The sequence below is a fragment of the Companilactobacillus baiquanensis genome, from assembly GCF_003946605.1.
In the GTDB taxonomy this organism is placed as follows: Bacteria; Bacillota; Bacilli; order Lactobacillales; family Lactobacillaceae; genus Companilactobacillus; species Companilactobacillus baiquanensis.
In genome coordinates this window covers 1-24,571 of record NZ_RHOQ01000006.1, presented here as the reverse complement: position 1 = coordinate 24,571, position 24,571 = coordinate 1, and the positions used below count along the sequence as shown (strand labels likewise).

Genomic DNA, 24,571 nt, shown 5'->3' with positions numbered 1-24,571 from the left:
CATACAAAAGATTACTCATTACGATTTGATTTAATAATTTCTAATTTATCATCTAGTTCATAAATTAATGGTTTCCCATTAGCAACTTCAACACCATCAATATCTTTGTCACTGATTCTTTCCAAATATTTTATCAGTGCACGTATGGTACTTCCGTGCGCCACAATTAATTGATTTTTACCGTCTAATAAGCGCGGAGCAACTGAATCAATGTAATAAGGTATGATTCGATTGTATGCCTGAAAAAGGCTCTCAGACAGCGGCATTACCTTTGGATCTAAATACTTATAAGGACCAACATTTGCATCAGGTTTTGATAACTTAGGCGGCATAGTGTAATAACTTCTGCGCCACAATCTGACCTGTTCAACTCCATATTCCGTTCGAGTTTTATCTTTATTTTGTCCTCGCAATGCACCATAATGTCTCTCATTCAAACGCCAAGTCTTAGTTATCGGCACATAATTAATATTTAAATCATCTTGAATTAAATAAGCCGTCAATATTGCCCTCTTCAACACTGAAGTATGAACATGTTCTATTTCCATACCCTTTAACTGTTTAGCGGCTTGGTGTGCTTGTTGTTCTCCCATTTTAGTAAGGTTTACATCGCTCCATCCCGTGTAACGATTCAAAGCGTTTGCAATACTCTCGCCGTGCCTTACCATGATTAATTTAACCATATTTATGATGTTACCAACTTTCTCAAAAGATACTCCTCTATATTATCACAATCGTTATTTTCATTTATTATTGAAAACAAAAAAGTCGCCATTAGGCGACTTATGTATATATTATTTTTCTGTATTATTTAGAGTCTGCTGGCTTAGCAATAACTCTAATGGGCTGAGCTACATCAATAGTATCAGAGAATCTATTTGTAATATAATCCCTCATACCGTCACGTGCTTCTTTCTTAGAAACGTTGTGACAGACGCGCTTCTTAGCAATACGCTGGCCTTCTTTATTTAAAAACTTGCAAGTGACCTCATAGTCGCCATGATTACCAAAAAACAACATCATTGTTGACCCCCTTTTATATTGATAGAAACCCCACATGTTTCGACCAGATATTTATACCATTTTTTTTGAGGGTGTTCAATACTTTTTACTCTTTTTCTCTCAAAAAGATTTTTCTACTTTTGGTTAAAAAATTATGGGAAAATGACTATGATATTAGTCGGCAATTAAGTTACTATAAGAGTATATACTTTGGGGGTTTAAACCATGAACAGACGTCACCAAAAAAACAATTCCAACATGACTCGGAGTGCATTTCGTAAACGTAAGAGACCTTTCTACAAGAAGAAAAGTTTCATCACAATAATTTCTTTACTAGTTATTTGTTTAATTGGCGGAGGGATTTATTTCTTTAACAATAAATCTAATGACGCTCCTAAAGTTGAACATAAAGCTTCCAGTAAAAAAACTGACATCAAATTAAAAAAAGTAACGCCTAAGAAAAAAACCGAAAAGAAATCCAAGGAACAGACTCCGCAATCGGTCAAAGATGAAACTAAGACTGATGAAAAAAAAGATGATGCTAAAGCAAATGCCGGATCAGATGATAAATCGATCAAGAATGCTGGCAGCTACAACGATCTCGTCTATAACAGCGACTGGTTCACTTTCAAACTTTCCAATGACGTTAAATTAGTTAAGGATGCAAATGGTGATCCGGCCTTAATGATAAATTACAATTACACTAACAAAACACAATCTCCACAAAACCCTTCGCAGATTCAGTCAAAATATATGATTTTAAAACAAGATGACCAACAATTAGCGGCTACTCAAGCGACAGGAGATTATTCAGGTATTGTTGATTCAAGTAATAAAGATCAAGTACAACCGGGAAAAAGCTTTGATGGAGCACTCCTAGTAAAAGTAAATAACACCGATTCTGATGTGATCATGTCATTCTTGAATATTCAAACCAATGAGCCAATTCAAACCACTCAGCCATTCAAACTTAGTTAATCCCTTTATTTGTTATAAAACGGTCCTCTAAGAGTTATTTATCCATGACGTGCTAAGTTAGTCGTAAAGATAAGATCTCATCTTAAATCAATCAATATTGCTTGATTTTAATTTATAAAAAAAATTCTTGCTATGGAACGCGTTTCATAAAGTAATCTAAGAATGTAAGCAATTGAGCCTACACCCTTCTTAATCCAAATGGTCAAAATTTTGACCTCAAAAAAACCTAGCCCGGCAATCCAAAATTGGATTACTGGGCTAGGTTTTTTTAGTTATATTACTTACTTTTTTTCTTCTTATTTTTTCTTGTAAATAAATTCTTGACCCCACGTTTGACAACATCGTTAAAGCTTAATGAACGTACGATATCTTTAGGATCGATATAGACTCTAATTGCTCTTAGAACCTTTTTAGGATCTTTAGATGAGAAAGCATACATTCCATTCTTCTTTGTCTTTAAGGCATAACGAGGTATCCATTTTCCCTTAAATACAACGGAAACTACGACCTTATCAACTTCTTTCCAAGGAATTTGAATATAGTTTTTAGTATTACGATCACTATAAAATTCAAATCCTCGATCACCGATCATAATTTTGCCATACTCGGATATCCCAACATGAGAAGTGCCGTTTATAACGAGATCAGATTTTGTATTGATTGACTGGACCATTTGATCTACTCCATTCTTTCACTAATTAGTTGTAATTATACACCTCTAAAATTTTTGGTAAAAAAAAGATGAGCCCAAATGAGCCCATCCATTTTAGAAATCCAATTATTACATAACGTGGAGTACGTGTAGGAGAACACCAACAACGAACAAACCAAGAATAATAACGATTGGTGAAACTTTCTTCTTTAGTAACCACATGCAGAACAATGTTAGAAGTAGAGCGGCTAAGCCGGGGATCAAACTATCTAAGTTATCTTGCAATGTTGTAACTTTATGAGCAGTCAATGATAGACCTGCTTTTTGTTGAATCAATGCTTCTTTAACACCTTGTGCACCTGCTGGTAAATGAGCCCAGTCGATGAAGGCACCTTTATCAAGTTTAACTGTTGAAACAGTTGGTGTGAACTTAACAACAACCCAACGGTTGATCAAGGAACCTAGGATAAACATACCTAGAATTGAAGCACCTTTAGTAATGTCTTGTAGCAAACCACCAGACATATCTTCTGTGATCTTTGAACCGGCTTTGTAACCAAGTTCTTGTGTATACCACATGAATCCCATACGAATAGCATTCCATACAACGAAGTAAATGATTGGTCCTAAGATATTACCTGTCATAGCAAGTGATGCTGCTAGAGCACCAACGATAGGTTTAACAGTGAACCAGAACACTGGATCACCAATACCAGCTAGAGGACCCATCATACCAACTTTAACACCTTGAATAGCAACATCGTCAACGGGAGCACCGTTAGCACGTTCTTCTTCAAGAGCCATAGTAACACCTAAAATAGGTGAAGCTAAGTAAGGGTGAGTATTAAAGAATTCCAAGTGACGCTTCAAAGCTGAGGCACGGTCTTCTTTAGTCTTATATAATTTTTTAAGTGCTGGGATCATTGAATATGCCCAACCACCGTTTTGCATACGTTCGTAGTTCCATGAACCTTGAATGAAGGTTGAACGCCACCAAACGGCTATACGATCTTTTTTAGATAACTTTAATTCTTCAGCCAATTTTTCTTCCTCCATCCTAGTAATTGTCTATTATATCGCCAACTGGATCACCGGTATTTGATCCACCGCCATCATTTGATCCGCCACCTGTTTTTTCAAGTTTAAGATAAATAAGAGCCATAGAAATACCAATAGTACCAAGTGCGATCAATGTAAGATCTGTAACAGTTGCTAGAACGAAACCAATAGCAAAGAATGGCCAAACTTCTTTAGAAGCCATCATGTTAATAACCATTGCGTAACCAACAGCAACAACCATACCACCACCAACGGCAAGACCGTCAGTTAACCATGCAGGCATAGCATTTAACATACCTCTAACAGGACCAGCACCGATTGCTAAGATCATTGCTGCAGGGATAGCAATACGGATACCTTGTAAACAAATAGCAATAATTTGCCATAATTCAATTTTTCTAAAACTACCTTCTTCGGCAGCCTTATCCATAATATGAACAATACCAGTAGTAATTGTACGAACAATAATTGTTAGTAACAAACCGGCAACAGCCAATGGAACAGCGATAGCGATAGCAGATGCAACACCTTTTCTACCTTCGCCACCAAGAACAAGAATAATTGCGGAAGCAACAGATGCCAAAGCAGCATCAGGAGCAACAGCAGCACCAATGTTTGCCCAACCAAGAGCAATCATTTGTAGTGAACCACCTAAAATCAAACATGGTATTAGGTTACCTGTAACTAATCCGATTAAAGTACAGGCGATAACTGGTTGATGGAAATGGAATTCATCCAAAATACCTTCCATACCAGCTAAAAATGATACTAAAACGACTAATATCACTTGAAAAATATTCAAATCCATGATTATTAATCCTCCATTTTTCCTCTGATAATTATTTTACTTTTGCTTATTTAGCTCTTCTTGAGCTTTATTTAAGATAGCATCCATGTTGTCCTTTGAGTCAGCAGGAACTTTACGAACATCAAATTCGATTCCTTCTTTTTCAAGTTTCTTGAATGTATCAATGTCTTCTTGATCAAAAGCCAAAACCTTATTAGGTTGAACTTTACCAGTTGAATGGGCCATTGAACCAACATTGATCTCTTTCAAAGGAACTCCCCCCTCGACAGCACGCAATGCATCTTCTGGATCTTCGAATAACAATAGTGCACGTTGACCACCAAAATGTTTATCATCTTTAGCAATCTTGATCATTTGCTCGATTGGAACAACGTGAGCTTTAACACCAGATGGTGCAGCTTGTTGAATCAACTTTGTACGAAGTTCATCCTTAGCTACGGCATCAGACACAACAATAATACGTGTTGGGTTTGTTGTCTTTGTCCATGCAGTTGCAACTTGACCATGCAATAAACGTGAGTCAACACGTGCAAGAACATATTCTAATGAACCTGGTCTACCAGCACTACCTGTTGACTTAGCAGCTGCAGGTTTTGCAGCTTCTTTTGGTTGGAGTGCTTCAGGACGAACCTTAACACCCTCTTTTGCTGTTTCAATAATATGAGCAGCAATTTCGTGCGCACTGTCCATAGACATGCGTGATGCGTATGCTTCAATTAGCATAGGCAAGTTCAAGCCGGCAACAATGGCCCACTTATCTTTATGTGCTTCAAACAAGTTATTAACTTGATTGAAAGGTGTACCACCCCAAAGATCAACTAAGAATAATACTTGGTCTTGGTCATCAAATGAAGCAATTGCTGCTTCAAGATTAGCCTTCAAGTCGTCAGGTCCTTGACTTGGCATGAGTGTGACGGCCTTAACGTTTTCTTGTTCTCCAAAGATCATTGATCCGGATTGCAAGATACCATCGGCAAACTTACCATGACTAGCAATGATAATCCCTACCATCTTTAATCCTCCTTATGAATTAGTGATTAAAGCGCTTACTTAAACTAAACAATAATAGTCCCTTGATAAAAATTAAAATAGAATAATTTCGTAATAAGGCACTTCAATCGAGCTCACCCTTCTTGTGAACCCTTTCATAATATCATTTTTTCTGAAAAAAAACACCTTTTTATATAAAAAAATATAAATCGTAACTATTCTTTAAACTTTTTTAAAATTTTCTTTTTTTAATAAAGCGATAATGATTATCATCTGAAAAGGCTCTAAATTAGGCAGGCATCGGCTCAAAAGTGGAATATACCAATGTTTTACCAAGAGTTAGACGTATTTCAATTGATTTAAATCAATGCATGAAAGCGGATTCATTTATCGTTTTTTTCATACTTTAACTAATTACTTCCTATTAACTATAGTTCTTTTCAGTTTTAGTATTTAGCATCACTAATTTAATTTTTATTTTCAAACTGCAAAAGTAAGCAAATGCCTATTTAACAGCATTTATATAAATACGGTTCTTTTAAATCTCACCCCCCACTTGCTGAAACATTGCTATTAGCCAATTTTTTTAGTCTAGACGCAAGGCTTTATAGCATATTTTAAATTAACTTGAAACATATACTATCCTAAACTAGTCAGAAGGATTTGCCACTTTTTTTGTCTTATAAATCGGCAAAGAATGTTCAGCTTTTACGCACTAATGCAAAAAATCCCAGCAATCCAAAATTGGATTACTGGGATCATTTATTTAGTACTTACTTTAACAACATCGTCGTCTTGATTTACTTGTCTATCTAAATCTTTAAATTTCATCATTGAGACGGCTGGCATATTAGTTATGATTACCATCATATCTATTTTTTTACCAGCATCTTTAATCGCTTCAAGATCTACAAAAGCAATTGGATCGCCATGTCTAACTTCTTGACCATCAACTACTTTAAGATCAAATGGTTTTCCATCTAATTGAACTGTATCAATTCCCATATGTAAAAGTATTTCTAATCCGTTATCTGTTTTGATTCCCATAGCATGTTTGGTTGGGAAAATAGTTGTTATTGTACCATCAACCGGTGAAACGATTTGGCCATCGATCGGTACAACCGCATATCCATCCCCTAACATTTTTTGAGAAAATGTATCATCTGGAACTTGTTCGATGTCTTCCAATTTTCCATTAGCTACACTATAGAATGTTTCAGTTCCAGACTTAGTATTAATAGTTTCTTTTGGTGCTGGATCTGGTTCAGATTTTTCTTCAACATCTTCTACATTTTTTAAAGGTGTTTTAGCATCATAAAGTTTCTTTAAAGCATCTGCCACAAACTGTACTTCAGTTCCAATAATAATTTGAATATTATTTTTATCTAAAATATTAACTCCAGCTGCACCAGATGTTTTAATAAGTGCTTGATTAGCTTTATCTGTATCGAACAATTGTAGACGTAATCGTGTAGTACAATTATCGATCACTTTGATATTTTCATATCCGCCAATACCTGCATATACTTTTTTAGCGGCTAATGAATACTTATCATCATCTTCTGAAACTTCAACTGCGTCGGCACCATCAACGTCTAAAGGTTCGCGTCCAGGTGTCATCAAATTAAATTTTCTAATAGCGAAATCAAATCCAAAATAATATATGACTGCCATAAATATTCCTTGTACGATTAGCATTAAAGGCATATTAGCAATTGGCATATGAATACTTAACAAGTAATCCACCAAACCGGCACTAAATGTAAAACCTGCCGTCCAGTGCATAAATGCGGCAAAGCCTAATGAAAGTCCCACAAAGACTGCATGCAATAGATATAAAGGCCATGCGACAAACATAAATGAGAATTCTAGTGGTTCTGTAACACCTGTAAAGAATGAAGCGAATGCTCCGGCCATCATTAAACCAGCAGTTTCCTTTTTACGTTCTGGAAGTGCATTACGATAAATTGCATATGCACCAGCTGGCAAACCAAACATCATAACTGGAAAGAATCCAGCCTGATAAATTCCTGTTACACCTTTGACACCTTTATTTGCCCAAAAGTTTCCAATATCATTGATACCTGCAACATTAAACCAAAATACTTGGTTAAGTGCTTGATGTAATCCAGTTGGAATTAGCAATCTATTAAAGAAACCGTATAACCCAGCTCCAAGTGCTCCTAAATTAATAAAGAACTTACCAAAGTTAACTAATGCATCATATATAGTAGGCCAAGCAAATAATAAAACCGCACTAACTAATAGCATAACTAATGAAGCTACGATCGGCACTAATCTCTTTCCACTAAAGAAGGATAGAGCCATCGGCAATTTAGTATCTTTGAAGCGATTATAAAGGGCCCCAGCTGACAATCCAGCTATAATACCGATAAGAACATTTCCTGAAACAAAATTAAAAGCAGGATCAACTGACTTTACGCTTATACCCATTAATAGTGAGACATTTGCTGGAGTCAAAATGCCAACTGGAATAATATATGCCACTAAACCAGCCAATGCAGCAGCACCGTCTTTATCTTTAGACATACCAAAGGCAAGCCCAACTGCAAACAACAATGCAATTTGATTAAGGATTGCTACTCCTCCGGCTTGCATAAATTGAGCGATACCCCAGCTTTGTGGCATTAGATGTCCAACACCTTGTAAAAGAGCCGCAGCAGGAAGTACCGCAACGGGAAGTTGTAAAGAACGTCCCATTTTTTGAAGATATGTTTTCATTTTCTTATTTTCCCCTTACAAAAAACATTTTATATCAATGAACTCAATAATAATGGTCTACATAAGCTATTGCAAGGATGATTTTTTTATAATGCCTAATGTAAGTGGTGTATAGACTTTCATAATTAAGTTAGATAACTCGTATTTTATAATTGGTATATTCCAAAATCAAATTCTTTTATAAGTTTTTCTTTTCATTTTAATGCTTAATTATAACTTAAAACTAATAATATTATTAAAATTGACATAATGGTTAAAACCTGTTACTTTATTATTACCATATTTTAAGGAGTGAATTGAAACTGAAGGCTAAACCCGACACTATCATTATAAAAAGTTAATCCAGTTTGTTTACGGCGCACTGCTTTTTTAAGTAGCCGTCTTTTTTTATACAAAAAATCAGGAGATAAAAATGAACAAAAAATATTATCAACAAACTTTGGAAGAGTTACAAAAACAAACAAAACTTAATGACTTCAAAGATGGATTAACATCTGATGATGCTAAAAAACGTCTTGAACAATTTGGACCTAATAAATTAGAATCCAAAAAAACACCTAAATGGAAAATTTTCCTACGTCAATTTAAAAGTATGGTGATTTATGTCTTGCTAGCAGCAACCTTGATCACCCTTTTAATGGAACATTATTCCGATTCGATCATTATCGGTATGGTAGTTATCATTAATGCCTTGATTGGATACTATCAAGAGAATAATGCTTCAAATGCTTTGGAAAAAATAAAAGAGATGTTGTCAACCGATGCCACCGTCTATCGTGACGGTGCTAGAAAGGACATCCCCGCCGAAGAGATAGTAGAAGGAGATGTTGTCTTTTTAGAAGCTGGTGATAATGTCCCTGCCGATCTTAGAATAATCGATTCTGATAATTTACGAATCCAAGAATCTGCTCTGACCGGGGAAGCCAATTCAGTTGAAAAAACGATTGATGCACTAGATGGAGATACCGTCGCTTTAGCAGAACAAACCAATATGGCATTTGCTTCAACTGCCGTAACAAATGGTAGTGGTTCTGGTTTAGTTATTGCTACCGCCGAAAAAACTGAAATCGGTAAAATTTCTCAAGAGGTAAGCTCCGTTAAAAAACGTAAAACTCCACTAATTCAAGTTATCGATCGATTAGGTACTAACGTTTCCTACTTTATAGTAGTAGCTTCGATCATAATTTTCTTAATAGGTCTGTTCTTTGAAACCTATTCCCTATCAGTTTTAACTTTAGCCGTTGTCTCTATGATGGTCGGTGCGATCCCTGAAGGATTACCCGCCACTACTTCGGTTATTTTGGCCAAAGGTGTTAGTGATATGGCTAAAAATCATAATACCATCGTCAAAACTTTGCCCGCTGTAGAAACTTTAGGTTCAGTTGACGTTGTTGCTACCGATAAAACTGGTACTTTAACCAAAAATGAAATGACCGTAACAGATATTTTAATTGATGATAAAACTTATTCTGTGACCGGAACTGGATATGAACCAACAGGTCAAATTAATCTCGATGGAAAAAAAGCTAATATAGACCCTAAACTAAAACTCTTCTTAGAAGCTGGATTTCAGGCCAACGATACTGATCTACTTTTTGAAGATGGAAAATGGATCATCAATGGTGAACCAACTGACGGTGCTTTCTTAACTCTTTATCAAAAATCAATTGGTACGACTGATGACTATCAAGAACTAGACATCCTACCATTTGATTCAGATTACCGTTATATGGCTAAATTAGTTAAAAATAAAAATGGCAAACGGTTATTATTTGCCAAAGGTTCACCTGACAAATTATTAAATATGTCTAATGACCCTAACTTCGATTACGATTATTGGTTGGACAAAGTTACTAAGTATTCAGAACAAGGAAAACGAGTCATTGCCGTTAGTTACGAAGAAGTACCTAATGACATTGACGAAATAACTCATGAACAAATTACCAATGGAATGAACTTTTTAGGATTGGCAGCTATTATCGATCCTCCTCGTGAGGAAGTTATCGACTCATTAAAAGTGATGAACGATGCTGGAGTTCAGGTAAAAATGATCACTGGTGATAGTGCCATCACTGCTAAAGCTATTGGTGAACAATTAGGACTAGCTAAAGAAATAAATGCTATAACAGGTCCTAATTGGGATCAATTAAGCGATGATGAAAAAATACGTGCTGCCGATGAGAATCAAGTTTTTGCTAGAACAACTCCTAGCAACAAATTAGAAATAATCGATGCACTTCAAAAAAATAATAAAGTAACTGCCATGACTGGTGATGGTGTCAATGACGCACCAGCACTTAAAAAGTCTGATATCGGTGTTGCCATGGGTATCAAGGGTACCGACGTAGCAAAAGATTCTGCCGATATGGTTTTAACTGATGATAACTTTGCAACTATGTCGACTGCTATCAAAGAAGGACGAAGAATTTTTGATAATATAAAGAAGAGTATCCTTTATTTATTACCAATTTCCTTCTCTGAAGGATTGATTGTTGCCTATGCTGTTTTAACAAAAAGTGAGATTCCATTACATCCTACACAATTGCTGTGGATCAATATGGTTTCCGCGATAACTATTCAATTTGCGTTAATTTTTGAACCAGCCGAAGAAGGTATTATGAAACGAGCGCCTAGAAAAACTGGTGCCAAATTCATGAATCGACACGACATTTTCCAAATGGCCTATGTAGCGATACTTATTTCCGGGGTCAGTTTGATTGTAGATGCTTGGCTGAACTCAAAGGGTGTTGGTGAAGTCATCTCAAGTACAACTATGGTTAATGTTTTAGTTATTGGTAAAATCTTTTATCTCTTTAACATCAGAACTAAAAAATTGGCATTCTCAAGCGACTTTTTCTCTAACCCCAAAGCATTCTTATTTATTGGGTTGATGATCGTCTTGCAACTGATTTTAACTTATGTTCCATTCATGCAAGGTATTTTCTATACTGGTAACATTGGATTAAAGGAATGGGGATTTGCCATTATCGGTGGATTCATTGTTCTAATAGTTGCTGAAATAGATAAAATGATCCGCATGAGATTAAACTTAAACACAAAGAACTAACTGTAAAAAAAATAGGAGCAGTAATCCAAACAATGGGATTACTGCTCCTATTTTTATGCTCAAAAATTGAACAATTTTTTAATTTTCTGAAACTAATGGATAATCATTATCTAAAATATATCCAAATCCTCGAACTGTTTTGATCCAATTGGGTGATTGTGGATTTTCTTCTAATTTATCTCGCAAATGACTTATATGAATATCGATCGTACGTGTAGAACCGGCAGCATCGTAACCCCAAACGCCTTCAAGTAACTGATCGCGACTGAGAACTTGACCTCGATGCTGCATTAAATACCAAAATAAACTAAATTCTTTAGGCGTTAAACCTATATCATTTCCCTCATGTATAACACGGTAATGCTTGAAATCAACTGATAGATCATCACATTTTATCAACTTATCTGTTTTTACTTCAGTTTTATTGGAATCGTCAGCGCGTAACTTATCATACAACCAAAATAATTGACGAATCTTTGATATAAAAACTGAATAATCAAATTTTTCTAAGAAATAAGCATCGATTTTTAAATCGTAAAGAATCTCTTTTTCTTTTTTATCATGCTCCTTAGCAATAACAACAATTGGTCCTGTTATTTTATTACGTAAAGATTTAACAGTCTCAATTGTTGCAGATATATCGATTGTAGACAGATCTATGATCAAACCAGCAACGTCATTTTCATTAACTACTTCTATCACTTTATCATGATCCATAATGTTATGAACAAACCAGTTTTGACCATTACAATGATGATTGATTTCTAAGAATAAAGGCAATCTATTACTTAATAATATCAACGGTCGCATCCAATACTTCCTTCCAAGTTTCATAATTAGCTATGGTCGGCCAAGTAGTTTGATTATAACAGCATAGATTTAGATTGGTCATTATTTATATACGAAATATCCATTGTATTTTTATATATACTAATACAACAAGATAAATACAAAATTTACCTTTTCTTTACAATAAATAGACAAAAATAATATAACTATGGGTTACTTTATAAGAGCTTGATAACAGAGCAATAATATATTTTTTGTTAAGGGGTTTCTTTATGAAAAAGAAAACAATTATTTCATCATTACTTGCGCTAGGCGCTTTAATGGCGATCGCAACTGGATGCAGTAACAGCTCAACTGCTTCTAAATCATCTTCGTCTGATATATCAGGCAAGATCACAGCCGTTGGATCAACTGCTCTTCAACCTTTAGTTGAAAAGGCTGCTGGAGATTTCCAAAAAGATAACAGTAAGATCAATATTACTGTCCAAGGTGGCGGTTCTGGTACAGGTCTTAGCCAAGTTCAAGATGGATCAGTTAAGATCGGTAACTCTGATATCTTTGCTGAACAAAAAGACGGTATCGACGCTAAGAAACTTGTTGATCACAAAGTTGCCGTAGTTGGTATGGCACCGGTCGTTAATAAAGATGCAGGTGTTAAAAACGTTACAATGGATCAATTAAAACAAATCTTTACTGGTAAGATCACTAATTGGAAAGATCTTGGCGGAAAAGACGAAAAAATCACTGTTGTTAACCGTGCTGAAGGTAGTGGTACTCGTGCTACATTCGAAGCAGCCGTATTAAATGGTGAAAAAGCTGTTAAATCACAAGAACAAGACTCAAACGGTACTGTTCAAAAAATTGTTTCAACTACTCCAGGTGCTATTAGTTACCTAGCCTTCTCATATATTAATGATAAAGTTGAAGCATTATCAATCGATGATGTTAAACCAACTGATGACAATGTTTCTGACAACAAGTGGAAAATCTGGTCATATGAACATATGTATACAAAAGGTAATCCTAAAGATGCCACAGAGAAGTTCATCAAGTATATGAAATCTGATGACGTTCAAAAGAAACTTGTCAAAGATATGGGTTATATCAGTACAAATGATATGAAAGTACAAAAAGATGCAAAAGGAACTGTTACAGACAAATAATTAATTTAAAAAGAGCTTTGACTCCATTGTTAATTAGTCGAAGTTCTTTTTTTCTGTCCTCAGGAGGTTCATATGGACGATATTCAAACTAGATTACAAAAAAGCTCCAGAGCGACACGCCAAGATTACTTTGGTAAGGTCATTTGCTACTCATGCATTGGCTTAATAATTTTATTAGTCGCATGTATTCTTTATTTTATTGCTTCTAAAGGTCTAGCCACTTTTACTCAAAATGGCGTAAAGTTCTGGAATTTCTTAACACAATCAGATTGGAAGCCGGGTGACGTAGACAAGTATGGTAATCCTCAAGTTGGAGCCTTGCCAATGATCGTCACATCATTCAGTGTTACTATTCTGGCAGCATTATTGGCAACTCCTTTTGCTATTGGTGCAGCAATTTTTATGACTGAAATTGCCAATAAAAAAGGAGCTAAATTTCTACAACCAGTTATTGAATTACTAGTCGGTATCCCCTCTGTAGTATATGGATTTATCGGTTTATCCCTAATCGTTCCATTTATAAGAGGTATTTTCGGCGGTACTGGATTTGGTATTCTTTCAGGAACACTAGTCTTATTCGTAATGGTTTTGCCAACTATCACATCCCTATCAGTTGATAGTTTAAAATCCGTACCAATGCATTATCGTCAAGCATCATTAGCCTTAGGTGCAACGCGTTGGCAAACAATTTACAAAGTTATCTTAAAGGCCGCCGCTCCTGGATTATTGACAGCAGTTATCTTCGGTATGGCTCGTGCTTTTGGTGAAGCTCTTGCCGTACAGATGGTTATTGGTAACGCAGTCTTAATGCCTAAAAATTTAATTTCCCCTGCTTCAACTTTAACTAGTAAATTAACAACAGAAATTGGAAATACTGTCATGGGAACTTTACCAAACAATGCCCTTTGGTCTTTGGCTTTGGTTCTATTATTCATGTCATTACTATTTAACTTAATAGTGAGATTCATTGGAAGACGAGGTAATATCAAAAATGAACGCTAAAAAATCTGACAAAATAGCAACTGGAATAATTTATGGATTAGTCGGTATAGTCGTTGCCATTTTGATTTCCTTATTAGGTTACATTTTATATAACGGTGTACCTGATGTTAATTGGCATTTCTTGACCTCAGAAGCACAGTCCTTTAGTGCTGGTGGTGGAGTTCGCGATCAGCTATTTAACTCACTATATTTATTAGTGCTTGCGTTGATCATTTCCTTACCGATTGCTTTAGGTGCTGGTATTTATTTATCAGAATATGCTAAAGACAATTGGGTAAATGATGTTATTCGTACATCTATCGAAGTATTAAGTTCACTGCCGTCAGTTGTTGTTGGACTTTTTGGATATTTGTTATTAGTTATCCAATTAAATTTAGGATTCTCAATTATGGCTGGTGCTATTGCTTTAACATTTTTCAACTTACCACTATTAACGAGAAATATTGAAGAGTCATTAAGCAGTGTTCCTGACCTTCAAAGAGAAGCTGGAACTTCTCTAGGTTTATCCGGATGGAAAACTATCACAAAAATTATTTTACCAATGGCTCTACCAGGAATTTTGACTGGTTTGATCCTTTGCTCAGGTAGAATTTTTGGTGAAGCGGCTGCCTTAATTTATACAGCTGGTCAAAGTGCTCCAAGTGTTGATTATGCTAATTGGAACCCCTTTACTGAAACTAGCTTTTTAAATCCAATGAGACCTGCTGAAACTTTAGCAGTACACATTTGGAAAGTTAATACTGAAAGTGTTACACCCGATGCAAGTGTTATTTCCAGTGCTTCATCTGCCGTATTGATCATCGTAATTTTGATTTTCAATTTAGGCGCCAGATATCTTGGTAATAAATTATTTAAGAAAATGACTGCTGCAAAGTGAGGATAACTACTTGAAAACTTATGATTTCAGCCAGCAATATATTAATAAAATTGAACAAGAAGTAGCCCTTTCAACTAATAATGTTCAAGTTCATTATGGTAAAAGCCATGCAATTTTTGATGCAAGTTTGAGTTTCCCACGCTTTCAAATAACTTCATTAATTGGTGCATCCGGTTCAGGTAAATCAACCTATCTTAGATGCTTAAACAGAATGAACGATAAAATTGCTCAAGTTGACGGAGAAATTATTTATCGAAATACTGACATTAATTCTAAAAAAATCAATGTTTATGAAGTTAGACGACACATTGGTATGGTGTTCCAACGCCCCAACCCCTTTGCTAAATCTATTAAAGAAAATATTCAATTTGCTCTAAAAAACAATGGTATCAACGATAAAAATGAATTACAAAAACGATTGGAAACTAGTTTAAAAGATGCTGCCTTGTGGGACGAAGTAAAAGATGATCTCGACAAAAGTGCTTTGGCTTTATCCGGTGGTCAGCAACAAAGGCTTTGCATTGCACGCTCGATTGCTATGCATCCAGATATTTTATTATTGGACGAACCTGCCAGTGCCTTAGATCCTATTTCTACTTCAAAGATTGAGGAAACACTTAAACTTTTGAGTAAAAACTATACGATCATTATCGTAACTCATAATATGCAACAAGCCTCAAGAATTAGTGATTACACTGCCTTCTTCCATATGGGACATGTAATTGAATATAATAAAACTAAAAATATCTTTACTGCTCCCGAAATAAAAGCTACCGAAGATTATATTTCCGGAGATTTCGGATAAAAAGAGCGCAACATAAGGCGGAGGTCTCTGCCTTATGTTGCGCGTTTCAATAAATAATAATCGTAATACAACAAAAGGATGCGACTTTCATCGCATCCTTTTTTGGTACACTTCTTTAATTATTGATTGTCACCTTTAGATCTCAACAATTCACCTAATGATGGTTGTTTTGAGACATCAATATTATATTGTTTGGAATATGCTTCAACTGCATCTTTACCATAGAGTTTTTCATCTAGTGGCATAAATGCTGTTGCCACAGGGTCATCTTGTTTGATAACTGCATTGATAACAATTGGCTTATCATTTCCAGATGCTTGTAGTTTTTTAACTTTATCAAATACTTCATCAACATCTTTAATTGATGTGACAGTAAAGCCGATACCACCAAGTCCTTCTGCAACTTTGGCCCAATCAGCACCTGTTAAATCAACTCCATATAGATGTTGCTTAGTTGCAACTTGTTCATAGTAGATAAATCCTAATCGCTCATTTGAAAATACAACATTAATTACTGGCAACTTATAACGAGCTTCAGTAATAAGATCTGGAGCTACCATTGAAAAACCGCCATCACCTGAGAATGACCAGCTCTGTGCATCAGGAACACTCAAAGCACCTGATAATCCAGCGGGTAATCCAAAGCCCATGGTTGCAAACAATCCCGATAGAGCAAAACGTTGATTCTTGTTCATTGGTAAACCACGAACACTCCATTCAGAAACATTTCCAGTATCAACACCAAAGGTATCGTTTGGTCCAGCTAATTCCTTAACTTTTGCCATAACAGTTTCTGGATTCAAACCTTTACTATCATCCTTAGCAAGTTCATCCAACCAATTGTCCCAGTTCTTCTTATTTTCTTGATTAGCTTTTAACCAATCTCCGGCAGGAAGTGTTTCGCCTGTATCGATCAAAGCTTGCAAGTAACTTTTGGCATCAGCAATAACTGCATAATCAACATCGACAGTTTTACCGATATCGTATGGGTTATTATTTACTTCAATAATCTTCAAATTCTTTGGCCAAAAACCGGCAAATGGAAATTCTGATCCAAGGAATAAAATAAGATCAGCATGTTGTAATGCTTCAAAACCTGATTTACTACCTAAACGTCCAAATGTACCTATAAAGTTAGGATGATCGGTACTGATTACACCGGTTGCCGGAACAGTATTCATAATTGGCAAGTTAAATTGTTCTGAAAACTTAGTTAAAACATCTTTAGCTCCTAAAAGACCACGTCCAGCATAAACTAGCGGATGTTTTGCTTCCTTCAATAACTTCAAAGTATTTTCAATATCTTCAGCGTTAATAACTTGTGAGAAATTATTTTTAACAATTTTTGGTGTCTTAGGTGAAACATAATCGATCTCTTTATCAGTTAAATCTTCTGGTAATGTAACAACGGCTACACCCTTTTGACGATATGCTTCTCTAATGGCTTGATTAATAACATATGGAATTTGTTCAGCGGTTGTAACGGTACGATTATATACTGAAACATCCTCAAACATTGGAGTCTCGTCCATTTCTTGGAAGTAGTTAGTGTTCATCGTTGTTTGTGGAACTTGTCCAACTAATGCCAAAACTGGAACGTGATCCATCTTAGCGTCGTACAATCCATTGAATAAATGAGTTGCACCAGGACCAGCTGATCCAAAGGCTACACCAATTTTCCCTGTAAATTTAGCATCGGCTGAAGCCGCAATTGCACCAACTTCTTCATGACGAACTTGGATATATTTAATATTATCTTTCTCTAAATATAACCCCTCAACTGTATGATTTATGGATCCCCCAGGAATACCATAGACTTGCTTTACTCCCCACTCTTCTAAAACTTTAACTAAAGCTTGTCCTGCGATCATTTTTGTCATAATTCCACTTTCCTTCTTTGAAATTAATGGGATTTCTCTCATTTGAAAACGAATACAATGATCATTTTTATTCTAAAGGGGTTATTTTGTCAAATATCTTTTCTCGGCGTAAACAAAGTATTTATTCATTTTTTAAAAAAACTCTTTTCAATTATAGAAATACATTATTCTGGAATAACATTTAAACAGGCCTTAGAATTTCCGATATAAAACAAAGGTGGTGTTGTTTCATGAATGTATTTGTAAAAAAAGACATTAATGAATTGCTTGATAGAACCTCTCCTTTGAAGCGAACTCTCCATACATGGGATTTAACTTTTTTGGGGATCGGGGCTATTATCGGAACTGGTATTTTCGTACTGACTGGTAAAGGTGCTTTAACCACCGGTCCCTCATTAGCTTTATCATTTTTAATTGCCGCTATCTGTTGCGGTTTCGCTGGATTGTGTTACGCAGAATTTGCTTCAATGGCACCAGTAGCCGGGTCTGCTTATACGTATTCTTATATTTCTTTTGGTGAAATAATTGCATTTATTATCGGATGGGATCTAATCCTCGAATATGCTTTAGGTGCAGCTACTGTTGCTGCCGGCTGGTCAGGATATTTCGTCAATTTAATGGACAATCTTGGTATACATATTCCGAAAATACTGACAGCTGCCGCCGGAACTACTCCCGGTGTCAAAACTTACTTTAATCTTCCGGCATTTTTAATAGTTATCTTAATTACTTGCATCATTGCCATGGGTATCAATCAAACAAAACGTGTTAACGATACAATGGTTGTTATCAAATTAGCCGTTATTCTTTTATTTATTGTTTGTACTGTCTGGTTTATAAAACCTCAAAATTGGAAGCCATTTACTCCTTATGGAATTTATTCATTCCATAATGGTACTGCTTCTGGGGTTATTCCAGCCGCATCAATCGTTTTCTTCTCGTTTATTGGTTTTGATGCCGTTTCCTCAAGTGCTGAAGAAACAGTCAATCCTAGTAAAACATTGCCAAAAGGCATTCTTTTCTCACTAGGTATTTCAACAGTTCTCTATATTGCTATGACTTTAGTCATGACTGGTGTCGTTAAATATACCGTTTTTGCTAAATTCCTAGATGCACCGATCCTAGCTGTTTTAAAGGCAACTGGTCAAACTTGGTTAAGTATCATTGTAAGTATTGGCGCCATTCTAGGTATGACAACCGTTATCTTAGTTCAACTTTATGGTCAATCAAGAATCACTTACTCAATGTCGCGTGATGGTCTATTTCCTAAATTCTTTGGTGATGTAAGTTTGCAACATCAAACTCCTTACAAGGGAACATGGTTCTTCGGTATCATTACTGCTTTGGCAGCAGGAGTTGTTAATCTAAATATCCTATCAGAGCTTGTTAATATAGGAACTTTAACAGCCTTTATCCTCGTTTCAGCAGGTGTCCTTTGGATGAGACGTAAACATCCCGAGATTCATCGTGGTTTCAAAGCTCCCGGAGTTCCATTCACACCAATAATTGCGATTTTATTCTGTATCATGCTCATTTTTGGCTTGAACTGGGAGACATGGCTAAGATTCATCGTTTGGTTCGCCATCGGACTTTGCGTTTACTTTGGATATTCTTATAAACATTCAAAAATCAGAGCATAAAAAATACAAGAGGATGTGACTTTCGTCACATCCTCTTCGCGTTAAAACTATTACTTATTGAAGCGTGTCATCTTTTTCCGATTTAAAATTATTCCCCAAATTGATGGTATAAGATATAGCCAGTTACTGATCGCACCAATCGCTAAAAGTACCACCGGCCAATATATATTTTGATGTAATTTCTTTATCGACATTCCTACAACGATTTGAATAATTACAATAAATATCAATATAACCAAAGCCAAAATGGTTGAAGACAAGTCATATGGAATTGAAGTCCGATATTTTGGATGAATAATCGAAACTAGTATTAGCCCTAAAATCAAAATATTAGTTATCCAAAAAACAATCCAACCACTTACTTGCGCTTTACTCTTCATATCAAATTACCTCAAATTCAGTTTATCACGTAACTAAGTTCTTGAATTAGTATTCTCAACTTTTTGATTCAAAACCATTCCCCAAACGGCCGCAATTATATAAAACCAGTTGAAAAATATACCAATGATCAATAATACGATTGACCAATAATTTTCTTCATGAAGTTTTTTTATTGCTATACCAGCGATTCCTTGAACAAAAAGTACCACAAATAAATATATTCCTAACGTAAAATTGGAAGAAAGAAGATCATTTGGTATGATAGATAAGTTTTTAGGATGAATTGTGTAAACGATCCAAATTGCGATAAGTACAGCGTAATTTACCCAAAAGACTATCCAGCCTGCCAATTGAGCCCCGCTCATTTTTTTCATATGGCTTCCCCTCTTTTAACAAAAGAGTAACATGTGTCGGCTGATTTCATGATTGGCAAATCGACAACAAAATAAATCTTCCTGCTTAAAATACAAAAGCCCAGTAATCCAAAAATTGGATTACCGGGCTTATTTTCATTAGTTAGAGTGTGACGCTTATATCACGCTCTGATTTTTCTATTCTAATTATTAAAAAATGAGGTTAGGACTAAGAAAACTATTCCACCAACAATGATTCCTATACCGACGATAAAGAAATTCCAAAGTCCTAAAAATCCACATACTATTAAGATGATCCCAATGATCGGATGACGTAATAACGCCGCTCCAGTCTTAATAAGTAGCCAAATAATAACTAAAATTGCTACTAAAACTGCTATTAACAAAGGTGCACTACTAGCAGTATTTGTCGCCATTAATGTGAGCATTCGACTCCTCCTTATTTAGACTAGATTATATCATTTTCATTATCAAAGTATACAATTGACACTTATTTTCTAATTAAGATTTTATTCAGAATATTATACATAAAAAATGACAAATAAAATCCTAACGCAAAGCAGAAGGTTGTTATTTCCAAAACTATAAAAAATTTACTTTGAAATATCGGACTCAAAACACCCAATAAATAAATCACAGCTGTTACTAACAAAAGAATCATGCCCAAACCTAACAAATATTTATGAACGTGAACAAAGAAAACATCTTTTTCAGTAAGTTCACCACGCTTAAATTGTTGAATAATCTCTTTGATTGCCTGATCCTCATCTTTACCCAACTTCTTTTGGTCAGACACATAATCGATCATCATCGTCTCGATCTCATTTTTTTCGTCAATGGAAACTGATAAGTCATTAATAAATTCATCTATAGAGTGATAGGTCTTATAAAGCGGATTTATACGCAAATGATCAATATAATTCAAAATTGACCAGAAAGCCGCTAACATAATTGCAAACATGTAACCAACTACAAATATAAACTCTGTTTTGGATGGATCGATCACGCTGTCTAAGTAGTAGCAGATAAAGAACAATAACGCCGAAACAATTAAAATTAATTTAAAACTAATTTGCTTCAATGAAAAATATTCCATTTTATCACACCTCATATAAACCTTTTTACAATATCGGACAGACGATTAAAGTCCTTTTTCAATAACATTAATTGTTCCAAACCTTGTTCAGTTATCTTATAATACTTCCTTTTACCACCGTGAGATTTTTCGCCCCAGTATGATTCAATATAAGTTTGTTTTTCTAGTCTCTTTAATGATAAATACAGTGTTGCTTCTTGAATCTCAAAAGTTTCACCCGATTTATCAGTAATAACCTTTGAAATTTGATAACCATAATTGTCATTATCTTTCAAAACTGACAGAATCAGTAAATCGATCGTTCCCTTTAACATTTCTTTATTCATCAGTTTGATCCTCTATTTATATTCTCACTAATAAGTTTACACAAGAAAAAATAGAATTACTATTCAAACCCTAATTTATTAAAGAATTCCTTCTCTAGTTGAGCATAAAAATCTACTAATTTAGACATGAACTGGGATTTTGCTAATAATTTATACCAAATACTACCTATTATTAGTGCTATCAACATTCCAAAAAAAATATCAGATGGATAATGTACCCCAACAAAGACTCTCGAAAGAGAAACTAGAATGGCAATTAGCAAATAGTTATATCGACTCCACGTTTTAGTACAGAAAAATAAAATTATCATGAAACTAAAGAAAATTATTGTGTGATCACTCGGATAACTATTTCCAATTGTCTTTGGGATCAGCTGATGAACATTATTCAAAACCGTAAATGGTTGTGTATGATAATACATTCTTCCCGCCAAAAGTTTCCCAAACATTTCTGAACTTAATGCCGTTAAAATCGAAATTATTAAATAAATGCGGTATTGTGTATTATCGCGTTTTTGAAACCATTTAAAAATCAGAAAAACAGCTAAAACATAGATTGAGTATTTAGCAAGAAAAATGCCAATTGGGTCAAAAAATTTTATATCTGTCAAATTATTAATAGATCTAAAAAGTGAAATATCGACTGAATTCATTTGGTTCTCCTTTTACTAAATAACATTAAGTACTTGATTACTAAATAATATAAAGTAATTATCATTAAAAAACAAGTAATTATTTATAAACACTTATCTATATTCTTTTAATCTTGTGACATAATATTATTAAAAAGACCGAGGTATATTATGAAAGCATTAACTATAAAAGAAAATACAGACTTTGGCATTGAAAATATTCAGTTAATTGAAATGCCCACTCCCAAAATTATAGATAATGAAATTTTAGTAAAACTTCATGCAGTGGCTTTGAATCCTGTCGACTACAAACTAGCTGAAAAGCACAATTCTAAATGGTCTTATCCACACATCTTAGGATTAGATGGTGCCGGAGAAGTTATAGCTGTCGGTGAAAATAATCCTAAACAATTTAAAGTTGGCGAAAGAGTTTTCTTTCATAACGATTTATCTAAAAATGGTACTTTTGCGGAAATTGCTAAAGCCAAATCTAACGTCGTCACCAGAATACCCGATTCGGTATCATACGAATCTGCAGCCGCAATCCTCTGCAGTGGGTTGACTGCTTATCAAGCGATGTATCGAAAGCTTAGTCTTAGTGGCAAGAAAACTGTTTTGATCCATGCTGGTGCTGGTGGCGTTGGTGGAATAGATATTCAATTGGCTAAAAATTCCGGATTGACCGTTATAACGACTGTCTCAAAAAGCAAAATTCCTTTTGCTAAAAAATTAGGTGCTGATTTTATTATTGATTATCATAATGAAGATGTTGATCAAGTGATAAATAAAATTACTAAAAATTTAGGAGTCGATTTGATCATTAACACTGTTGGCGGTCAAACCGTTCAAGATGATTTAAATCGTCTAGCATATAATGGTGGAATAGTAACGATTTTAAACACTCCAGATATTACTAATTATGATTTACATGCTAAGGGACAAAGTGTTTTAACTTTAAATCTTGGTGGAGTACATCAAAGTAAAAACGAAGCACAATTAAATGATCTTGCAAAGATGTCAGATGATTTAATCCAATTAGTAGCCAAAAAAATAGTTGATCCAATGGTAAATGAAATAATTAACTTTGAAGATATCCCAGTAGGTTTAGAAAAAATCAAACAGCATAAAACAATGGGAAAAATAGTCGCAAAAATCTAAAAAAAATAGGTGCAGTAATCCTCTTGGATTACTGCACCTATTAATTTATACTCAAAAGTTTATTCTGCTACTTCTTCTTTTTCATAAAAAGCTTTTAGTTCATCTGGAGTTGGATAACCATCGTTATCACCAGGTGTTTGAACTTGTAACGCACCCACTGCATTACCTCTTAGAACTGCTGATTTCAAAGGCTTATCCTCCAACAGAGCACTTATAACGCCTAAGGCAAATCCATCACCAGCACCAACTGTATCGACCACGTGATCTACCTTAAAACCACGAACGGTGAACTTTTCACCATCTTTATTCTTAACAAAGGCACCATCAGGTCCAACCTTCACAATAACTGTTTCTGTCTGTTCACCTTTAAGATAAAAGTCAGCAATTTCTTCTGGATCTGAACTTCCCATAAGAATTTTACCTTCATTTATACCAGGCAAAACAATATTAGCCATTCCTGCTAAATTATTGATAGTCTTACGCATTGTTTCTTCACTTTCCCATAACTGTGGACGCAAGTTAGGATCGAAGGTGGTTCTAACATTATTATCAATTAATTTTTTAAATAATTTTCTAAATGTATCTTCAGCAGTTGAAGAAATTGCTGGAAAAATACCTGACATATGAGCAAACTTAACATCACTTAAGTCAATTTTATCGACTACTTCTGATGTTAAGTAAGAAGCAGCTGAGTTCTTACGATAATTAAAAGTATCTGGATCACCAGTAGAAACCAATTGTTTTATTTGATGACCTGTCCAATGTTCATTGTCTTCAAGTATATAGTCAGTACCTACGTTATGTCCGTTGATCTCTTTTTTAACATACTTGCCAAATGGATCATCACCAACTTGAGAAATATATTGAACTGAATGTCCTAAACGACTAATACCGATAGAAACATTTAATTCAGCCCCTCCTAAAAGACGTTGAAATGTTTTAACATCTTCTAATTTCTTATCCATATCTTTTGAAGCCAAAATAACTAATGGTTCTCCAATTGTAATTACTTCACTCATGCTTACCCTCTCCTTATAAAAAAAGGGGCGTCCTAAGGACTCCCTTTTAATGTCTTATCTTAATTCGTCCATTGCAACTGCATCCATATCATCATATGTTTGGTTCTCACCACACATAGCCCAGATAAATG

At 34.9% G+C, this 24,571-nt stretch carries 24 protein-coding genes; 8 read left to right on the top strand and 16 right to left on the bottom strand.

The window, feature by feature from the left end:
* Nucleotides 1-11: 11 nt before the first annotated feature.
* Together EKM77_RS09035 and EKM77_RS09030 are read right to left on the bottom strand one after the other, a co-directional pair.
* Entirely contained in the window at nt 12-683 is a 672-nt protein-coding gene (locus EKM77_RS09035) for a 2,3-bisphosphoglycerate-dependent phosphoglycerate mutase (protein ID WP_125593736.1), read from the bottom strand.
* 124 nt (nt 684-807) lie between these two features.
* The gene (locus EKM77_RS09030) at nt 808-1,023 is read right to left on the bottom strand and encodes a hypothetical protein (protein ID WP_225425217.1); all 216 of its coding nucleotides are present in this window, start codon (nt 1,021-1,023) and stop codon (nt 808-810) included.
* Between the two features lie 204 nt (nt 1,024-1,227).
* On the opposite strand from EKM77_RS09030, the gene EKM77_RS09025 reads away from it, so the two are divergent.
* Complete coding sequence (locus tag EKM77_RS09025; protein WP_125593735.1) at nt 1,228-1,980, top strand: DUF5067 domain-containing protein; 753 nt, start codon at nt 1,228-1,230, stop codon at nt 1,978-1,980.
* Nucleotides 1,981-2,257: 277 nt separating this feature from the next.
* On the opposite strand, the gene EKM77_RS09020 is transcribed toward EKM77_RS09025, so the two are convergent.
* The 5 genes from EKM77_RS09020 to nagE form a co-directional block, all read right to left on the bottom strand.
* Nucleotides 2,258-2,653, bottom strand: a complete 396-nt coding sequence (locus EKM77_RS09020) for a DUF956 family protein (RefSeq protein WP_125593734.1) — start codon at nt 2,651-2,653, stop codon at nt 2,258-2,260.
* 108 nt (nt 2,654-2,761) lie between these two features.
* A complete protein-coding gene (locus tag EKM77_RS09015) occupies nt 2,762-3,673 on the bottom strand; it encodes a PTS system mannose/fructose/sorbose family transporter subunit IID (RefSeq protein ID WP_125593733.1) in 912 nt (303 codons plus the stop codon).
* A gap of 16 nt (nt 3,674-3,689) precedes the next feature.
* Nucleotides 3,690-4,499 carry a PTS mannose/fructose/sorbose transporter subunit IIC gene (locus EKM77_RS09010; RefSeq protein WP_125593732.1) on the bottom strand — a complete coding sequence of 270 codons (810 nt, stop codon included), beginning with the start codon at nt 4,497-4,499 and terminating at the stop codon, nt 3,690-3,692.
* A 36-nt stretch (nt 4,500-4,535) separates the two neighbouring features.
* Nucleotides 4,536-5,510 (bottom strand): mannose/fructose/sorbose PTS transporter subunit IIA, encoded by a 975-nt coding sequence (locus EKM77_RS09005; RefSeq protein ID WP_125593731.1) that lies wholly within the window; start codon nt 5,508-5,510, stop codon nt 4,536-4,538.
* 741 nt (nt 5,511-6,251) lie between these two features.
* On the bottom strand, nt 6,252-8,231 hold the full coding sequence (nagE, locus tag EKM77_RS09000) for an N-acetylglucosamine-specific PTS transporter subunit IIBC (RefSeq protein ID WP_125593730.1): 1,980 nt from the start codon (nt 8,229-8,231) through the stop codon (nt 6,252-6,254).
* A 412-nt stretch (nt 8,232-8,643) separates the two neighbouring features.
* On the opposite strand from nagE, the gene EKM77_RS08995 reads away from it, so the two are divergent.
* Nucleotides 8,644-11,298 (top strand): HAD-IC family P-type ATPase, encoded by a 2,655-nt coding sequence (locus tag EKM77_RS08995; RefSeq protein WP_125593729.1) that lies wholly within the window; start codon nt 8,644-8,646, stop codon nt 11,296-11,298.
* A gap of 78 nt (nt 11,299-11,376) precedes the next feature.
* On the opposite strand, the gene EKM77_RS08990 is transcribed toward EKM77_RS08995, so the two are convergent.
* Nucleotides 11,377-12,108: a response regulator transcription factor gene (locus tag EKM77_RS08990; protein WP_125593728.1), complete on the bottom strand. Its 732-nt coding sequence runs from the start codon at nt 12,106-12,108 to the stop codon at nt 11,377-11,379.
* Nucleotides 12,109-12,359: 251 nt separating this feature from the next.
* Here EKM77_RS08990 and EKM77_RS08985 point away from each other — a divergent pair, with 251 nt between their 5' ends.
* The 4 genes from EKM77_RS08985 to pstB all read left to right on the top strand — a co-directional run bounded on the left by EKM77_RS08985 (nt 12,360) and on the right by pstB (nt 15,934).
* Complete coding sequence (locus EKM77_RS08985; protein ID WP_125593727.1) at nt 12,360-13,250, top strand: phosphate ABC transporter substrate-binding protein PstS family protein; 891 nt, start codon at nt 12,360-12,362, stop codon at nt 13,248-13,250.
* 72 nt (nt 13,251-13,322) lie between these two features.
* Complete coding sequence (pstC, locus tag EKM77_RS08980) at nt 13,323-14,252, top strand: phosphate ABC transporter permease subunit PstC (RefSeq protein ID WP_125593726.1); 930 nt, start codon at nt 13,323-13,325, stop codon at nt 14,250-14,252.
* Entirely contained in the window at nt 14,242-15,129 is an 888-nt protein-coding gene (gene pstA, locus EKM77_RS08975; RefSeq protein WP_125593725.1) for a phosphate ABC transporter permease PstA, read from the top strand. The genes pstC and pstA overlap by 11 nt, the downstream gene beginning before the upstream one ends.
* 10 nt (nt 15,130-15,139) lie before the next feature.
* Complete coding sequence (pstB, locus tag EKM77_RS08970; RefSeq protein WP_125593724.1) at nt 15,140-15,934, top strand: phosphate ABC transporter ATP-binding protein PstB; 795 nt, start codon at nt 15,140-15,142, stop codon at nt 15,932-15,934.
* A gap of 119 nt (nt 15,935-16,053) precedes the next feature.
* Here pstB and spxB read toward each other — a convergent pair whose 3' ends face one another.
* Nucleotides 16,054-17,814, bottom strand: a complete 1,761-nt coding sequence (spxB, locus tag EKM77_RS08965; protein ID WP_125593792.1) for a pyruvate oxidase — start codon at nt 17,812-17,814, stop codon at nt 16,054-16,056.
* Between the two features lie 230 nt (nt 17,815-18,044).
* Here spxB and EKM77_RS08960 point away from each other — a divergent pair, with 230 nt between their 5' ends.
* The gene (locus EKM77_RS08960) at nt 18,045-19,454 is read left to right on the top strand and encodes an amino acid permease (RefSeq protein ID WP_125593723.1); all 1,410 of its coding nucleotides are present in this window, start codon (nt 18,045-18,047) and stop codon (nt 19,452-19,454) included.
* Nucleotides 19,455-19,504: 50 nt separating this feature from the next.
* On the opposite strand, the gene EKM77_RS08955 is transcribed toward EKM77_RS08960, so the two are convergent.
* The 6 genes from EKM77_RS08955 to EKM77_RS08930 form a co-directional block, all read right to left on the bottom strand.
* Entirely contained in the window at nt 19,505-19,834 is a 330-nt protein-coding gene (locus EKM77_RS08955; protein WP_125593722.1) for a hypothetical protein, read from the bottom strand.
* Between the two features lie 33 nt (nt 19,835-19,867).
* Nucleotides 19,868-20,209, bottom strand: a complete 342-nt coding sequence (locus EKM77_RS08950) for a hypothetical protein (protein WP_125593721.1) — start codon at nt 20,207-20,209, stop codon at nt 19,868-19,870.
* A gap of 182 nt (nt 20,210-20,391) precedes the next feature.
* The gene (locus EKM77_RS08945; protein ID WP_125593720.1) at nt 20,392-20,637 is read right to left on the bottom strand and encodes a hypothetical protein; all 246 of its coding nucleotides are present in this window, start codon (nt 20,635-20,637) and stop codon (nt 20,392-20,394) included.
* 62 nt (nt 20,638-20,699) lie between these two features.
* Nucleotides 20,700-21,305 (bottom strand): hypothetical protein, encoded by a 606-nt coding sequence (locus EKM77_RS08940; RefSeq protein WP_125593719.1) that lies wholly within the window; start codon nt 21,303-21,305, stop codon nt 20,700-20,702.
* Nucleotides 21,306-21,316: 11 nt separating this feature from the next.
* A complete protein-coding gene (locus EKM77_RS08935; RefSeq protein ID WP_125593718.1) occupies nt 21,317-21,631 on the bottom strand; it encodes a PadR family transcriptional regulator in 315 nt (104 codons plus the stop codon).
* 59 nt (nt 21,632-21,690) lie between these two features.
* Complete coding sequence (locus EKM77_RS08930) at nt 21,691-22,284, bottom strand: phosphatase PAP2 family protein (RefSeq protein ID WP_125593717.1); 594 nt, start codon at nt 22,282-22,284, stop codon at nt 21,691-21,693.
* A gap of 150 nt (nt 22,285-22,434) precedes the next feature.
* Between EKM77_RS08930 and EKM77_RS08925 the strand changes: the two genes are divergently transcribed.
* A complete protein-coding gene (locus EKM77_RS08925; protein ID WP_125593716.1) occupies nt 22,435-23,421 on the top strand; it encodes a zinc-binding dehydrogenase in 987 nt (328 codons plus the stop codon).
* A gap of 59 nt (nt 23,422-23,480) precedes the next feature.
* Here the strand turns inward: EKM77_RS08925 and EKM77_RS08920 are convergent, their stop codons facing one another.
* Nucleotides 23,481-24,440: a sugar kinase gene (locus EKM77_RS08920; RefSeq protein WP_125593715.1), complete on the bottom strand. Its 960-nt coding sequence runs from the start codon at nt 24,438-24,440 to the stop codon at nt 23,481-23,483.
* Nucleotides 24,441-24,571 lie beyond the last annotated feature (131 nt).